Genomic DNA, 16,136 nt, shown 5'->3' on the forward strand with positions numbered 1-16,136 from the left:
AATTCCTGAGGTTTATTAATATCAAATAGTTTTAATGCTATGACCTAGAATCGTGTTCTATTGAACAAAAATGTTGATCATATTAGTAATTAAGTTTTAATTTGCATTTGCCAAAGCTTTAGTCTTATTAAAATCTAACTCAGAAGCTTTTATTAGTAATAATCTTATTGTTGGATAGCTGAATGCCATTATTGGTTAATATGATTTCGGAATAACTATTAAGCCAACTGAAATCAAATTAAGATCTAGTTTTTATAACAGATGCAAATGCAGATAAAAAGAAAGCTATAAGGCATGAACAACCAGATTTATATATCAGCTTTGAGCAAAAGATTAACTAGCATGGACTCATGTAATATCGAGATAAAAAGTTATTTTATGTGATTAAAAGTGAAATTAGAAGTTATTTGCCGGTTATCGAGACTGCTTCCATCAAAACTGCTCAAGAAAGCGCAAATCACTTGTGTATAACCGACGAATATCGTCAATGCTGTGGCGAACCATGCATAACCTTTCTACCCCAACACCTGCAGCGAAACCACTGTGGCGCTCTGGATCAAGTCCTAGTCCCGTTAAAACAGCGGGATCCACCATGCCACAGCCCATTACCTCCAACCAGCGTCCATGCCAACTTACATCCACTTCTGCAGAAGGTTCGGTGAAGGGGAAATAGCTGGTGCGAAAACGAATGGGTAGGTCTCCAAAGAATGCTTTCAAAAATGCCATCACTGTCCCCCGCAAGTGGCTGAAATCCAGGCTTTCATCCACGGCTAACACTTCCACCTGATGAAACACCGGCAAGTGGGTGGCATCTATAGTATCTCTTCGGTAGACGCGGCCTGGTGATACTATACGAACCGGCGGTGGATTCTGTTCGAGATAGCGAATCTGTACTGGAGATGTATGAGTTCTCAACAATAAGTCTCCTTCTAAGTAGAAGGTATCTTGCATGTCTCGGGCCGGGTGATCTTTTGGGATGTTTAAAGCTGTGAAGTTGTAGCGATCTTGCTCTACCTCAGGGCCTTCCGCAACGTTATATCCCAAGCCCAGAAATAGATTAACAATCTCTTCAGTGGTGGAAATCAAGGGGTGCCGATGCCCCATAGACGCTCCAGAGGCTGGAATTGTCACATCAAGGACTTCCTGAGAAATGCGTTTAGCCATCGCCGCCTGTTTTACAGCCTGCATACGATCGGCAAGCAGAGTCTGAACCTGATCTTTCAATGAATTAGCCCGCTTTCCTACAGCGGGTCGGTCGCACCCAGGGAGTTGTCCCATCGCACTAAGCACAGCTGAAATTCGACCTTTTCTGCCGAGTAAGCCAACACGCAACTGCTCGAGAGATTGGGCATTGACTGCTTCGGCAATTTCAGCAGCGGCTTTCTTTTCTAAAACGTCCAGCCGATCGGTGAGCTGCTGCAGAGTGACCGTGGAGCTCACTAGCGTGTTTTGGGTGGGAAGCTAATTGTAAGTAGTTTGGCCGCCTCTAGGTTCCAAGAAGCACCACAGATGTCTTTGCCATGACCCCGCTGCGGATTCTGATCAGCAACGATGATGGGGTTTTCGCTAGCGGAATTCGCACTCTTGCTGCTACTGCCGCTTCTCGTGGTCACCAAGTAACAGTGGTCTGTCCGGACCAAGAGCGTTCTGCCACCGGTCATAGCCTCACCCTTCAAACACCCATCCGAGCTGAACGTGCCGACGAGCTGTTTACACCAAGAGTCACTGCATGGGCCTGCAGCGGCACTCCAGCCGACTGCATAAAGCTTGCCTTATTTGAGCTGGTGAAGGACAAACCTGATCTTGTTTTATCGGGTATCAACCACGGTCCGAATCTCGGCACAGATGTGTTTTACTCCGGCACAGTAGCCGCTGCCATGGAAGCCACACTGGAGGGAATCCGCTCTCTCGCTGTAAGCAGTGCCTGTTTTCAGTGGCGTCAATTTCAAGCCGCTGCAGATTTGGCCATGGACGTTGGCGAGCAAGCTTTAAATGATCATTGGCCCAATAATATGCTGCTGAATCTCAACATTCCGCCTTGTACAAGAGAGGCTATGGGTCCACTAGGTTGGACGCGTTTGTCGATTCGGAAATACGACGAACAATTCAGCCAACGCCTCGACCCGCGAGGCCGTGCTTACTATTGGCTTGCTGGCGAAGTGGTTAATGATCTCGAATCGACAAGTGAAGGACCCAAAGACTGGCTCAGCGATGTGGCGCAAGTTCACTCAAACTGCCCATCTTTGACTCCAATTCAGCCAGATCTATTTTGGCGTGGCCCACTCGGGGACCTTCCCCGAATCAAGCTTCAGGGCTAGTACGTGCATTAAGGCAAGTCAAAAAACAAAACCGATTTGCTCATTGAGTCCGATAAACTTTTTGTAACAATCGCAGCGAAAACATCAACCCGATTAAGTGAGCGAATAGCACCTGGGTATTGCTCAACACCGAGAGCATTTCCAGGGACGTAATAGCAAGATTATCAGCCATGCCACCACTGCCAATAGCGATACCGGGAGCTTGCATCGATGCTTGTACGAATAAGCTTCCTGCTAGAGCTTGGTAGCCGATTGCACCGAAAGTAATACCCACTAAATCCGCCAGCAAGCCTCGCTTAATTAGACGTGCAGTCTCGCCACGGGTAGGTCGTGCTGGGCTATCAACAGCTCGGCCGATTCGCACAATCAACCATCCTTGCCAAAGGCTGTATAGCAACACTAGAAAAGCCAGGGTAGTGAGCGACAGTCCTGGTCCAAGTCCCACCGCTCGCTTTGTATTGCGAGCCAGGCTTTCGCCAATGTTGTTGAAAAGCAACACACCAACAACAACTATGCCAAGGGCAACCTGAATCCAAAAACGAATCCAGCCCATGCGCCGCAGCCCGAAGGACAACTGCTGGAAATCGAAGCGATTCGCCATGCCCGGGAGGTCAGTCGTTCAAACTTGCCACTAAAGCGTCCGGCCCGCACCTCTTGATTCCGCTCTGCTCGCCAAAGGACGCCCGTAGGCCTACTGCATTAGCCCTGGGAAGTTTTGATGGGCTCCATGCTGGACATCGCGCTGTGATCGAGGCGGCCATAGAAGGTACTAATGCCGTCCCCAGCATGGTGAGCTTTTGGCCGCACCCCCGTGAAGTGCTCTTTGGTGAAGCGCGACTACACCTAGACCTTCCTAACGAAAAACTTTCATTACTTGAACCGTTAGGGATCGAACAGCTGGTTTTGGTGCCATTTACGTCAGCGCTCGCTCGGCTTAGTGCAAAAGCATTTGTGAAAACAATTCTGCTAGACACCCTGAAGGCGCAGCGTATAGCTGTCGGCACAAATTTCCGTTTTGGTTACCGCCGCAGTGGAGATGCAGCTCTGTTGCGAAGCTTGGCTAGCAATCAAGGGGTTGATGTCAAAATTGTCGACAGCGTAGGAGACGCGGAGGGGCGAATGAGTAGCAGCCGAATCCGCACCGCCCTCGAGCAAGGGGCCCTTGATGAAGCCGGAACCCTGCTGGGGCGACCTTATAGATTCCAGGGCAAGGTAGTTAGCGGTCGCGGACTGGGCCGCAGGTTAGGGTGGCCGACAGCGAACCTACAGGTTGACGGCCGTAAGTTTTTGCCCAAGCTTGGCGTTTACGCAGCCTGGGCGAGCCTGGACGGGATTGAAGAATGCCTCCCCGCTGTGATGAACCTGGGGCCACAACCTACAGTGGATCCTGACTCGCCATCTGCAGTTGAGGTAAACCTGCTTGATCGCGACCTGAAACTTAAACAGCGCAAGCTACTGATCGAACCTGTTCAATGGCTACGCGGTCAACTGAGGTTTAACAATCTTCAGGCGCTCAGTGAACAGATTGGGCAGGACGCAGAACAGGCCCGACGCTTACTGCAACGCAAAGATCAGGATAGATTTGGGTAAGCATTGACCAACCCCCAGACGATGAGGAAGCCGATGCTGCCGATCAGTCCAATACCCCAGATCAAGACATGCATGGAGCTTTCGGAACCTTCGTTTTCCATTATCTGTGGTAGATCATCTCTTCTCAGCGTGCCATGGGATGGATGGATGGAATGCCGTCAATCGATCGACGAGTGGCACGGCTAATCGATGCCAATCTAGATAGAGCCCGCGAAGGTCTACGTGTGGTAGAAGACTGGTGTCGCTTTGGTCTTGAGCGCGACGACCTAGTGATCCGTCTTAAAGACTGGCGACACCGCTTGGGGCGTCTGCATTGCACTGCTTACAAACAGGCACGGTCTGTAGCAACGGATCCAGGAGCCGATCTAGGGCATCCCGCACAACTCGAACGCCGAAATGCCGAAGATATAGTGGTCGCTAACTGCGGGAGAGTCCAAGAAGCTCTCCGTGTGCTGGAGGAGTACTGCCGGTTAGTTGATCCTTCTTTGGCTTCCGAAGCGACTGTGATTCGTTATGGGCTCTACGACCTCGAATTGACCTGTCTTAATGATGCGGTTGGGGCACAACGACGCCAAAAACTTAATGACTGTCATCTTTGCCTCATTACCACTCCCTGTCCTGATCTAATTGAGCGAGTGGGGCATGCACTTCGCAACGGAGTAGCGATGGTGCAATATCGTTGCAAACACGGAAACGACCGTCAACGACTTGAAGAAGCAAAAGATTTGCGAGCTCTTTGCCAGGTCCATGGAGCTCTTTTCCTAGTCAATGACCGTATCGACTTGGCCCTAGCGCTGGATGCAGATGGAGTGCATCTCGGTCAAGACGATTTGCCTACCAGCGTAGCGCGGGCGCTGATTGGTGATACGCGACTACTTGGTCGAAGTACGCACTCCATCCATCAATTGCGCAGTGCCGATGTTGAGCCCTGCGATTACTTAGGACTTGGTCCGGTACATAAGACGTCAATCAAGCCCGAACGGGCCGCTATTGAGGCACAACAGGTTGCCGAAGCCTTATCACTTGCATCTCTCCCGCTATTCGCCATAGGAGGTATCCACATCGGTAACGTTGCCTCGCTGCGTAAAGCGGGCTGCCGGCGGATTGCCGTAATCAGCGCAATCATGAATGCAGAGGACCCCGGACTTGCAACTCAACAGTTGCTTCAGGCTCTGTCGCTACCACCAAATTAAATTCCATGGCTTTGGATCTCTATGTGAATGGTGAACCACGTCGCCTTGATCAATCTCCGGTTTCAGCAAACTTGCTGTCAGTAATACAAGCCCTCGGACACAATCCTCAGTTAGTAGTGACTGAGCATAACGGCGTCATTGTTCCCCGCAGTCAGTGGCCAAATATTCCAGTGGGTGATTACGACAGCCTAGAAATTGTCACCATCGTTGGCGGAGGTTCTTAGAGTCAAGCCACTGATTTAGTGCCGCGTTGGGAACCAAACTTTTATTCTGCATCCGTCGCCTGCTTGCCTTGTTGCTCCTTCCCATAGCGTTGGTAGGATTCAGTCTCGTCCAGGTACAGCCCGCCGATGCAGCCCGAGGCGGTCGCATCGGCGGTGGGAATTTTCGTGCACCGTCGACGTCGTCTCCCAGCAGCCGCAGCTACAGCGGAGGTGGCTACCGGGGTGGTGGCTTTGGCTTCCCTTTCATTATTCCAATTTTTGGATTCGGTGGTGGTGGTCTCTTCGGATTCTTAATCCTCATGGCGATCGCAGGTGTTCTTGTAAACGCCGTTCGTAATGGAAATGTTTCACCGACATTAGATGGGAGTCAAGCTGCCCCGACGTTGTCCCGCAATGTGAACATGATTCAAGTACAAGTAGGTCTCCTAGCCAGTGCTAAATCACTCCAAGGAGATTTACGTCGCATAGCCTTGACGGCTGACACCTCCAACATTGTCAGTTTGCAAAGGGTATTACAAGAGACAACTCTTGCCTTATTACGTCAGCCAGACCTTTGGGTATACGCCAATTCCGAAGTCGGGAACGTTCCCTTCAATGCAGCCGAATCGACCTTCAATCGCTTGTCGATGAATGAACGCAGCAAATTAGACGCCGAATTAATCAGCAACGTCGGGGGGCGACAGCAGACCGACGTCAATCTTGGTTCCGGTGATGCGGATGCCGCCAACGAATTTATTGTAGTAACCTTACTAGCGGCATCCACAACCAAAGCCAAATTCTGTGGTATAGAAACAGAGGAGGACTTACGTCAAACGTTGCGTATTCTCGGGTCAACAGCGTCGAGCGATCTAATTGCTCTAGAGGTAATTTGGCAACCTGAAGGACATGGAGATGTGTTGAGCGCTGAAGATTTAGTAACCGCCTACCCAAATCTTCAGCATCTCTAAAGAGATTCACATATTTATCAGGATTTCGGCTTTTAAAGAGTATTTTTTTAATATTCAGTGCTCAGATTTCGAATTCACATAATCACCATCCTAAAGCCGTAGCGATATGAAGGAGACGAATAAAGGTAAGTGTAGTGCTTGATAGAATTGTGTACCACAATTTAGTATGGCGAGCTAAAGTATTGGCTGACAGCTTGATTCTAATCTAGTCGCTCGTGTGCACTCTTTAACTATGCGCAGTGCTGCCATCGCAGCTCCATAACCGTTATCGATATTAGTGACTAATAATCCCGGTGCACAACTCGCTAGCATCCCCTCGAGCGCCGTACGACCTCCTTTGCTAACGCCGTAACCGACAGAGACAGGTACACCTATAACAGGCTGTGGCATTAACCCAGCTAGCACGGTCGGTAATGCTCCTTCCATTCCAGCACAGGCAATGAGGACTTTGGCACTGCTGATCACTGGCAGTTGATCAAGGAGACGATGTAAACCGGCAACTCCAACATCCGTTACTGAGTCGACATGGATCCCGTGGCAATGCAACGCAAGTGTGGCCTCTGCTACCACTGTGCGATCACTGCTGCCTCCACTAATAACTGTTACAGCTGCAGGCATATCAGTCAGTTTTGGCAAAGATCCCACTGTTAAACAACGTGCATCGACATGATTCATGACCTGGGGCATCACCGACAAAATTGCCTCCGCTTTTTCGACATCTACCCGTGTTACCAGACCCAGTTCACCGGCCTCCTCAAATTGCTTTAAAATTGCGACCACCTGATCAACAGTTTTGTGTTCTCCCCATATGGCCTCCACCATACCGAGACGCTGTCGCCGCTGTAAATCCAGGCAATCATCTAGCATCAATCAGACAAATGGAGCAGCTGCAGCTCTCCTTCCGATACAAGCGGAAAAGGCGACGCCGCGGCTTCGTTGCGTCCTAAAGCTACATTCACCACAGCCTCAAATTGGCACCTTACCCGCTGTACTTCTTCGGGATTAATCGCCTTCCATTGTTTTCTGCTCGCCCAACGGATGAGTAGCTGTCCCTCTTCTCGGTCAGGATCCCAGGTAATCTCGCGCCCTAGAAACCCTTCCTGAATCTCAAGCCAAGGCTGCCAGATCTTTTTCTCACCGTCTAGCCAAGTGTCTAATTGATGGGCAGGAACCCGCAGCCGCAGTTGCTCGATCACTTCTTCGTTAGCCAAGACTTGTCCCACGCAAAGGACCAGGATGGCTAATACGAGGGAGAGTTTGCGAATCACGACTGTTGCAGCAGCGCTATGGCATGGCAACTAATTCCTTCTTCGCGACCTTCCGGACCAAGTTTTTCATTGGTAGTGGCTTTGATGCTAACGGTCTCCTCAGTAATGCCAATCCGCTTGGCGATGTGATGACGCATGATCCCCAGATGGGGGTTGAGTTTGGGACGTTCGGCGATCAAGACAGCGTCAATGTTGACAACTCGCCATTCTCGCTCTTTTACCAGTTTAACCACTTGCTCTAAGAGTATCAAGCTGTTGGCGTCTCTCCACTTCGAATCAGTGGGCGGAAAGTGTTTGCCAATATCGCCAAGGGACAACGCACCGAGCAGGGCATCCATGACAGCATGAACTAACACATCAGCATCGCTATGGCCATCAAGGCCCAGACCATCTGGATGTTCCAAGCTCACCCCACCAATAATCAATTCTCGCCCCCGTACTAGGCGGTGTATGTCATATCCATTGCCAATGCGCAGCTTCATAGCAGTTTTGCTGCAGTCGTCGTCCATTCTCTCGAATTGCCATTTTGCAAATAGATCCGGACGACGTTCCTTAGTCCGAATCTCTCGCTGTTGCTGCCGCCAACTTGCAATCGCATCATGATCTCCACTACGTAGCACTGCTGGTACTTTCATTCCTCGAAAATCCGCAGGTCGCGTGTATTGAGGGTGTTCTAGCAACGGAGTGCTGTGGCTCTCCTCTATCAGCGATTCTGCTGTGCCCACTGTTCCGGGCAACAGGCGAACCACACCGTTGATTATTGTCATTGCCGGCAACTCACCACCGGTCAGCACAAAATCTCCCACTGACACCTCTTCATCTGCTACATGACGAATGCGTTCATCAAACCCTTCGTAATGGCCGCAAAGGAAGATCAATTGATCGAACTGGGTAGACCAACGCTGTAAGTCATTTTGCCGTAAGGGTCGACCCTGAGGGGACATCAATAACACCCTGAAACGTAGGCAGCGTGGCACCGACTCCATGGCTGCGAACACTGGTTCAGGCTTAAGCACCATCCCAACACCGCCACCATACGGTTTGTCATCTACCTTTCGATAGCGATCTGTGGCAAACGTCCGTGGGTTGTGCAAATGTAACTCCGCAATCCCTGTGGAAAAGGCACGAGCGACTACTCCAAAACCAGACAACATGGCGAAAGCCTGAGGAGCTAAACTCACCACATCGAATCGATACGCCTTAGTCAAGCTGCTACCAATTTCAAAGCTAGCTTATGATTCTTTCTGTCAGTACCAATGAATCAATCGGTGGAGCCTCATGGAATCTTGCTAATCCGCATAAAGCTCACCTGATTATCTTGATTTAATAATACGGCTTAACGCTCGCTATCCCTCTTTTCCCCTGGCTTGGCTTAAAGAAACAATCGAAACTTCTTGTTACCAACTTCTGCTCTTTTTATTTAATCATTTTTATCTATTTCTGTTCATGTTCATTCGATCCACTATCGTGATTGGTTCTTGCCATTAGTCACTTGCTTTTAAGTAATATAAAGTTTTGGCTTTTTTAATTTTTTAGTAGTTACTTTCATTTATCAATGTTGTTACTACTAATTTAACTAAAACATTCTAAATATTATTTAATATTTGTTTCAAAGAATAAACGATTAGACTTTTCCTATCTTTAATAAATATGCGATTATTTATCTATTAAAAAGTTTATTATATGATAAAACTAGGTAATTTCTTATTTATTAGCTATGCATTGGTATATTTGCATTAGCAAAAATAAATTTAAACAAACAATAATCTCACGTTAAAAACTGTTGTTATCTACTGACGTCATCAGAATAAAATAATAATAGTAACTAATTGTTTAATATTTTCTGTATGATGAAAGTGAACATTATATTTAAACCTGAAAAATAAATCGAGATACTTAACTGTTAATCTTTCTAAAAGAGCGATACGAAAATAATCGTTTCGATAATTTCTAAATATCATCATATTTAGTTTACTTAATTAAAACATAAAGATAATTGCTATCATCAAATAGAAATATATTCCTTGATTAAATATCAGAATTAAATGCAAAGAAATTGTATACCTTATGTACTGTTACTCTTGCATTAGCAAGCGATAAAACTTACTTACTTACTGAAGTATAATAATATGTTCTGCATTATGCTTAATTGTTGATTAATTACTTCTCATATTATCGATAATTGACTAATCAAATCTTATGTCTTCAAATTTATTGATTAGCATTGCCTAAGCTTACAATCTGACAATACTTGTAAGACAAACTATTTAAATCACCTATATATATTAAACTGAGTTCCTGCATCTATCTTGATGTAAGCAATAGTTAATTATCTATCTGATCTTGTGAACATCTATTTCAAGATCTTCAAGTTCTCTCTATTATATTTAGTGAGTTCTACAGCTAATGCGGTTTTATTCTACTTTTTCCAAAGCTAATACTAATCCTTGAATAATAAATTTATTGTCATAAATTATTGTTTATATTTCATTTAAGTGAGATAATTTTACGCACTTTGATTAGATATTTAAAGCTAGTCTTGATACATTTATTGTCTAGCCATCCTTGGCACTAGATCTGATCGTTTACATCCTCTAGATTCAAATCTTGGTGTTTTCTAGTATTGGCTGTTCAGGTTAAAAGTATCAATCACTGATAAAAATTAGACGAGTTTATGCTAGAATTATTTATGTTATTGCATCAGACTATACTCTCTTCTTGATCATATCTATGATCTAATTAGTGCTATCATGAGAATCGTCCGGTACATTCCATATATTTTGATGACTGGTTATCTCAATAATTTGAAGATTTTCCACCTATGCCACTGATTTTAGTACGATTTTATAACAAACTTGTTGCACAATCATGAAAATCGCTTCATCTAGTCTCTTCAGGGGTGGATAGTTATGCTTATGTTATTGTCCTTTATATTTAGTATGTCTAAACGCAAGAGGGCTGTGAGTTGCTTTTGATTCATCCGATGGGCTGATAAGACCACAAAATTACTTACCGCTTATGACAACCAGCAGAACCAAGCCTGCTGGTCATGATTATAAGCCTGGGATCGATACTTTTGGATGGCTTTCACCCTATTGGAACGATTACGCTGCCGTTTTTCTTGAGTGGACGGGGTTTAGACACTCGGCGGATATCAGTACAAAAACTTGCTTGCAAGGGCACCCCATCATTATCCACAGCAGTCGTGCTGCGTAAGCGCAAGTTGACGTAGACAAACCAAATTCGCTCCTGTACCAAAACACCATCAGGTCGAAAGACATTGAGCTCCATACTGCCGTCGGGCCAAAAACGCCATCTCCCTAAATGTTCTCCGTTGCGAGACAGGTGACCATATGCACCGAATATCAGGGTGTTGGTGCTTGCACCGGGGGCTTGTACTATTAACCGTCCCAATGCTGATGCGTCGGACACTTCACACCTAACAGTTAACTCCCCTCGTTCACTGGTATGCCATTCATTGTCACCTCCCACTGACAACTCGAAGCAGCTGCGCAGGCTCATCCACTCTCCATCGCACAGGGTAAGGAAAGCCACTGGATCGGTCGGAGGGAAGCTTTGTTGGCTCACTATCACTCCGTCTTCTCGACTAACTTCACCATGTAACCAGTAAAAATTGATAGAGTCGATCTCACCAATAAATTTTTAGCTGTTGCTAAACACCACGGAACTGTACCGACAGACATCAAAGGATATTTTGCACGCTAGCACACTTACACACGGATTCTAGAAATTCCGCTAAATCAGAATTCGTTAATGCTTCTTCTCAAATCTGAGAGCAACTTGACAGAAAGAAATGGTAGTAACATACGGTGATCGCTAACGTGGTTATTTGTGTTTAAAGCGAATGTACTGAATTCAGACAATAGCTACTGGGCTTGTCTCAAGCAACCTACCATGGGAGCCAAGCAAAATATAAAAATAATTAGGATTTCATAGACTAACCAATAGTCACGATATATATCCTCCGCCAATAAAGCGTTTTAGTTCCTTTATTTGTGTACAATGAGGTAGATATTTACTTTGCTTTATAGTGATTTATTAACAAGTTAATTGTCTGAAGTTACTATGAAAAAATTGTGGACCATGGCATACCACTCTCACCTACAACAGTAGGGTTGAATCTATATGGAGAACTAATCGCAGGGCGCCGTTATTGAAATAATTAGGGCTACTTGAGAACATTTATTTGCATTGAAAGTCAACACGATATTTACCGGTATTAGATGTCGATATACCATTCTCTACGGTAGTCTCTGTATCTCTCTAAGCAACATTACAAACTGATTAGATGCAAAAGTTTAGAGTCAGAGTCACTGCAAAACTGTCGCTATCCTCTAACCAGGAATATTGGCTTGGCTTGAACAAGCGACCATACTGTGTTAACGTGGAAGCAACTTAGCATTTAAATAATGCGATTATTGATTTCACCATTTGCTACCATATCTTAAACGAGTTAGCAACACAAAAATGAATACTAACTATGCCGATTATATTAGCAACTATTCTCTAAATTAGTGTTTTAGTATACCAATCAAGAACTACCTCCATAGCCAAGCTCAGCGAGACATTGCGGCTTACTACGCCAATTGGGAATCACCTTCACAAACAACTCTAGGTAAACCGATCCATCAATCAGGTTCTGCATCTGAAGCCGTGCTTCTTGACCGATCGTTTTAAGCATTTTACCTCTCTTACCGATCAAGATTCCCTTTTGGCTTTTTCGCTCTACTAAGACAGTGGCAAGGACAGCTGTGCATCTCTGGGTCTTGCCCTTAGCAGCAGAGAATTCTTCAACACAGTTGATTGTCACAGCTACGCTATGGGGCACCTCTTCACGCGTATGGAGAAGCACTTGCTCACGAATTAATTCCCCTAAAAGCACATGACCAGGTTGATCACTCACCATATCTGGTGGGTATAGTTGCGGCCCGAATGGGAGTTTATCGACCATCGCTGTAGTAAGGCTGGAACAGCCTTCCCCCGATACTGCACTGCAGCGATGTACCGGCCAATTGTTTTTGGTGAGGAGTTTCTCATAATTAGCAGCAGCTCGCTCATGCTGATCGGGCATTACCTGATCCCACTTATTTAATGCCACCAGTACTGGCAACGACTGCTGCCGCAACAAATTAACAATGAAGGCGTCGCCACGACCAGGTTGCTTGCAACCCTCGAGTATCAGTAGCACAAGGTCTACTTCTCCGATAGCGCTACGTGCGCTCTGTACAAGCCGCTCGCCTAAAAGATGATGGGGTTTATGAATGCCAGGGGTATCCACAAGCACCATCTGGGCTATCTCAGTTGTGAGGATGGCGCGCAACCGGTTACGGGTGGTTTGGGAAACCGGTGACGTAATGGTTATTTTTTCTCCCATAAGCTGGTTCAACAGGGTGGATTTACCGACGTTCGGACGGCCGATCAAAGCGACAAAACCGGAACGGTAGTCGTCTGGCAGTGAGGATTGAACCATGATTAAGCTTCCCGATTCATCAGTCAGCGATGAGGTCATAGCCTGTCAAAAGTGGCAACGCAGAGCCATGCCGAATCAACAGCCCAATTTTCAACAAGCGATGGAGATCACAGCTGCTTGGCTGCGGCAATGGGACGATGAAGAAATCAGTGATGAAGTACTGGCAGATCGCATTGGAGAAATGGTGGCTAGCCGCGATGGGGCCCGTGGGTTTTTCGCGGTGAGTCTTGCAGGAGAAAGCGCCTTGATGGATCGTATTCCCGACGTCGTTGTAGAGCAGCTCCGTGGTGCAGGAGGCAGTGTAGTGGACCTCAGTGTTCGCAATTTGGCGATGAGCACGGCGATGGCAATGCATCACAAGCGCAGTGGAGACGATACCCAGCAAGCAGGATCAGAGCGGGTTACCGTCCGTTGCATGGAGTTACTTAGGTTATTGGAACCCTCATTAGTGAAGGAGCGATTGGAACAGCTTCTTGAGGCGACTGTAGATGATACGGGTGCCGATGTCTTATTCTTGGAGCGTTGGGGTTATGATGAGGACCAAAAGCGTGCTATCAGTACTAATGCTTACGCTGTTGCTACCGATTGAGTACTCAATCACGGCGAAGTACTGGTCCAAAGTAGATTAACCCATGCACTATAAGAGACTAGAAACAACTTTTACATATGGTGGAGGACTACAGCTAAGTTCCAAATCATCTTGACTGACCTGTTGCCGTCTTACGAAAACTAGTAATTGTCACACGCTGGCCGATAATGGAATAGATAACAAAAACAGTTCAATTAGAATTGTTTACTTGTAAATCTCAGGTAGCAAAAGAAATCATATTATATTGATTACTCCGAAAGACGCCCCGGATTTTAACGGGGCGTCTTATCATTGAGTACGAAATGAAATTCAATCCCGGCGGCCACTGCCATTAAGCACAATGATTAACCGAAGAATGAAGATAAACAGATTAATGTAAGTGAGATACATGCTTAAAGCACCGGCCAAGTACTGATCATCTCGGTAAGAGCGCGGCATTGTATAGAAGTCTACAAAAGCTGCACCAACGAACAAGATTGTGCCGAAGCCAGCAATCATTAGTTCAAAGCTGGTGCCGTGGAACATTGCAGGAGCGAAAATCCCACCGATGAATTGAACAAGCATCGCTAGGAGAAGGCCAATCAGGCCCAGCCCAACAACACCGGACAAAGCCTGACCAATGCTGTCGCTCATGCGACGGCCAACGACGGATGCGATTACAAAAGTAATGCCGGTTGCCAGTGCAGCTGTACCGACAGCACCTGCTCCGGCCGCAGCTCCGGCCAAGGCCACCAGGCCACTCAGAGTAAAACCAGTAACCAAACTGTAGATAGCCAAGAGTGGAAGTGCCGTGGCATTATTCCCCTTCATCGCCACGTTTTGGGCAACAAAGAACAAAATCAAGTTGCCGACTAACGCAACCCAGAACAGAGGTATGAATATCGGAGTAGCAATCAACGTTAGGCCACCCAGCACACCCAAAGAAGTAAGTACCATCCCACCGCCCACATAAGGCAGTGCCTTATTAACGACGTTAGGGCCTACGAGAGCGCTGGATTGCGCCTCACGAATAGCTTGTTGAAAGTTGCTACTAGCAGGCATGTCGACCAGATCACATTGCGTTGACATCACTTTGACAGTGTTATCAGGGAATTGGGGTGTGGATCTCCCCATCGACGCATAATCCGACGGAGACGTTGCCTGTCAGATTCTTTATCTTGTTATCCATCCCGTCTTGCATAAGCTTCGACAATCCGCTGCACCAATTGATGTCTCACCACATCTGCCGATGTCAAATGACAAACAGCAATACCTGCCACACCATTTAAGACATTGGAAGCCTCCAGGAGGCCACTAAGTTGACCTTTAGGAAGATCTACCTGGGTGACATCTCCTGTAACTACCATTCGAGATCGTTCTCCTAGACGGGTAAGCACCATGCGCATTTGCGCTGACGTAGTGTTTTGGGCTTCATCGAGGATTACAAACGCATTATCGAGCGTACGACCACGCATATAAGCCAGTGGTGCCACCTCAATCACACCTTTCTCAAGCAAAACGCTTGTTCTTTCGCACCCTAGGAGAAAGTGCAAGGCATCGTAAAGCGGCCGAAGGTAAGGGTCCACCTTCTGTTGGAGATCTCCTGGAAGGAAGCCAAGCCGTTCACCAGCTTCCACTGCTGGACGGGTCAGGATAAGTCTTTCAACTTTGCGTTCGGTGAGCATCCGCACTGCCAGCACTACAGCCAGGAATGTTTTCCCAGTGCCTGCTGGACCAAGCGCAAAAGTGAGATCGTGGCCCTCCATATCATCAACGTATTTCTTCTGCCGCAGGGTGCGCGGCCGCAGTATGCTGCCCCGCTGACTACGAACCAAAATATGCTCAGCCATGGCCGCGTGATCGTTGCTGCGGCCCGTGTTGAGTGCGTTGATAGCCGATTGCAAATCAACCAGTGATATGACTTGGCCGTCTTGCCAAATCGGTCGTACAAGCTCCACCACAGATGCGGCACGCTCGATCTGCGACGCACGCCCTGAGATAACCAACTGAAGACCCCTCAACACCAGTGACGCTCCAGTAAGAGCTTCGAGGCGATGCAGATTGGACTCAGCTTCTCCAGCAACTGCTAGAGCAGCTTCTGGATCAGGAAGGTCGAGAACGAAACGACCGTGGTCGTCTCTGTCAGGCACTGGGTTAATCAGCCTTCAGAGCGTCTGGCTTCGCCAGAGGAAGCTTTAGATCCTGTGGCAGTGGTAGCCGTCTCAGCGGCGACCCGTTTGGCTGCCTGCTTCACCTGCCCCACGGTTACTGAAGAGCGAACTCTTTTCTCGATTAAACCACCGCGCTCTAATAGCGTGCGCACCACTTCCGTGGGTTGAGCACCCTGAGCAAGACGTTCACGGATGGCTTCTGTATCAAGCCGCGTCTGCTTCGTACGTGGGTTGTAGAAGCCTAACTCCTGTAGCGGTCGGCCGTCTCGACGAGACGTGCTGTTGCAGGCAACGAGGCGAAAGCTAGCTTCCTGCTTTTTACCGAACCGCTTTAGGCGGAGCTTAATCATTGTGGCCCTGGTGTTA

Annotated in this window: 17 protein-coding genes; 7 read left to right on the forward strand and 10 right to left on the reverse strand. The window is 47.2% G+C overall.

The window, feature by feature from the left end; genetic code table 11:
- Positions 1–432 precede the first annotated feature (432 nt).
- Positions 433–1,440: a phenylalanine--tRNA ligase subunit alpha gene (gene pheS / locus ABWV55_RS02980; protein WP_353292232.1), complete on the reverse strand. Its 1,008-nt coding sequence runs from the start codon at positions 1,438–1,440 to the stop codon at positions 433–435.
- Positions 1,441–1,520: 80 nt separating this feature from the next.
- Between pheS and surE the strand changes: the two genes are divergently transcribed.
- Positions 1,521–2,318 (forward strand): 5'/3'-nucleotidase SurE, encoded by a 798-nt coding sequence (surE, locus tag ABWV55_RS02985; RefSeq protein WP_353292233.1) that lies wholly within the window; start codon positions 1,521–1,523, stop codon positions 2,316–2,318.
- Between the two features lie 40 nt (positions 2,319–2,358).
- On the opposite strand, the gene ABWV55_RS02990 is transcribed toward surE, so the two are convergent.
- Positions 2,359–2,919, reverse strand: coding sequence for a DUF3611 family protein (locus tag ABWV55_RS02990; RefSeq protein WP_353292234.1), 561 nt, complete (start codon positions 2,917–2,919; stop codon positions 2,359–2,361).
- A gap of 53 nt (positions 2,920–2,972) precedes the next feature.
- On the opposite strand from ABWV55_RS02990, the gene ABWV55_RS02995 reads away from it, so the two are divergent.
- Genes ABWV55_RS02995 through ABWV55_RS03015 form a run of 5 tightly spaced genes read left to right on the forward strand, consistent with a single transcriptional unit; the run spans position 2,973 to position 6,272 of the window.
- The gene (locus ABWV55_RS02995; protein ID WP_353292235.1) at positions 2,973–3,908 is read left to right on the forward strand and encodes a bifunctional riboflavin kinase/FAD synthetase; all 936 of its coding nucleotides are present in this window, start codon (positions 2,973–2,975) and stop codon (positions 3,906–3,908) included.
- A 3-nt stretch (positions 3,909–3,911) separates the two neighbouring features.
- The gene (locus ABWV55_RS03000) at positions 3,912–4,094 is read left to right on the forward strand and encodes a hypothetical protein (RefSeq protein WP_353292236.1); all 183 of its coding nucleotides are present in this window, start codon (positions 3,912–3,914) and stop codon (positions 4,092–4,094) included.
- Positions 4,043–5,101, forward strand: coding sequence for a thiamine phosphate synthase (locus ABWV55_RS03005; RefSeq protein WP_353292237.1), 1,059 nt, complete (start codon positions 4,043–4,045; stop codon positions 5,099–5,101). Before ABWV55_RS03000 ends, ABWV55_RS03005 begins: the two co-directional genes overlap by 52 nt.
- A 5-nt stretch (positions 5,102–5,106) precedes the next feature.
- Entirely contained in the window at positions 5,107–5,325 is a 219-nt protein-coding gene (thiS, locus tag ABWV55_RS03010) for a sulfur carrier protein ThiS (protein ID WP_353292238.1), read from the forward strand.
- Between the two features lie 26 nt (positions 5,326–5,351).
- The gene (locus tag ABWV55_RS03015; RefSeq protein ID WP_353292239.1) at positions 5,352–6,272 is read left to right on the forward strand and encodes a DUF1517 domain-containing protein; all 921 of its coding nucleotides are present in this window, start codon (positions 5,352–5,354) and stop codon (positions 6,270–6,272) included.
- Between the two features lie 174 nt (positions 6,273–6,446).
- Here ABWV55_RS03015 and larB read toward each other — a convergent pair whose 3' ends face one another.
- From larB to era, 5 genes are all read right to left on the reverse strand, one after another.
- Positions 6,447–7,139 carry a nickel pincer cofactor biosynthesis protein LarB gene (gene larB / locus ABWV55_RS03020; RefSeq protein WP_353292240.1) on the reverse strand — a complete coding sequence of 231 codons (693 nt, stop codon included), beginning with the start codon at positions 7,137–7,139 and terminating at the stop codon, positions 6,447–6,449.
- The gene (locus ABWV55_RS03025; RefSeq protein ID WP_353292241.1) at positions 7,139–7,540 is read right to left on the reverse strand and encodes a TIGR03792 family protein; all 402 of its coding nucleotides are present in this window, start codon (positions 7,538–7,540) and stop codon (positions 7,139–7,141) included. The genes larB and ABWV55_RS03025 overlap by 1 nt, the downstream gene beginning before the upstream one ends.
- Positions 7,537–8,748 carry a tRNA (guanosine(37)-N1)-methyltransferase TrmD gene (gene trmD / locus ABWV55_RS03030; RefSeq protein ID WP_353292242.1) on the reverse strand — a complete coding sequence of 404 codons (1,212 nt, stop codon included), beginning with the start codon at positions 8,746–8,748 and terminating at the stop codon, positions 7,537–7,539. The genes ABWV55_RS03025 and trmD overlap by 4 nt, the downstream gene beginning before the upstream one ends.
- A gap of 1,879 nt (positions 8,749–10,627) precedes the next feature.
- The gene (locus ABWV55_RS03035; RefSeq protein WP_353292243.1) at positions 10,628–11,128 is read right to left on the reverse strand and encodes a phycobiliprotein lyase; all 501 of its coding nucleotides are present in this window, start codon (positions 11,126–11,128) and stop codon (positions 10,628–10,630) included.
- 964 nt (positions 11,129–12,092) lie between these two features.
- Complete coding sequence (era, locus tag ABWV55_RS03040) at positions 12,093–13,031, reverse strand: GTPase Era (RefSeq protein WP_353292244.1); 939 nt, start codon at positions 13,029–13,031, stop codon at positions 12,093–12,095.
- Positions 13,032–13,098: 67 nt separating this feature from the next.
- Here era and ABWV55_RS03045 point away from each other — a divergent pair, with 67 nt between their 5' ends.
- A complete protein-coding gene (locus ABWV55_RS03045; RefSeq protein ID WP_353292531.1) occupies positions 13,099–13,620 on the forward strand; it encodes a hypothetical protein in 522 nt (173 codons plus the stop codon).
- A gap of 309 nt (positions 13,621–13,929) precedes the next feature.
- Here the strand turns inward: ABWV55_RS03045 and ABWV55_RS03050 are convergent, their stop codons facing one another.
- The 3 genes from ABWV55_RS03050 to rpsP all read right to left on the reverse strand — a co-directional run bounded on the left by ABWV55_RS03050 (position 13,930) and on the right by rpsP (position 16,120).
- A complete protein-coding gene (locus tag ABWV55_RS03050) occupies positions 13,930–14,661 on the reverse strand; it encodes a Bax inhibitor-1 family protein (RefSeq protein ID WP_353292532.1) in 732 nt (243 codons plus the stop codon).
- A 119-nt stretch (positions 14,662–14,780) separates the two neighbouring features.
- Positions 14,781–15,749 carry a PhoH family protein gene (locus ABWV55_RS03055; RefSeq protein ID WP_353292245.1) on the reverse strand — a complete coding sequence of 323 codons (969 nt, stop codon included), beginning with the start codon at positions 15,747–15,749 and terminating at the stop codon, positions 14,781–14,783.
- A gap of 8 nt (positions 15,750–15,757) precedes the next feature.
- Positions 15,758–16,120: a 30S ribosomal protein S16 gene (rpsP, locus tag ABWV55_RS03060; RefSeq protein WP_353292246.1), complete on the reverse strand. Its 363-nt coding sequence runs from the start codon at positions 16,118–16,120 to the stop codon at positions 15,758–15,760.
- Between the last annotated feature and the right edge of the window lie 16 nt (positions 16,121–16,136).

The organism is Synechococcus sp. M16CYN, assembly GCF_040371545.1.
GTDB lineage: Bacteria > Cyanobacteriota > Cyanobacteriia > PCC-6307 > Cyanobiaceae > Parasynechococcus.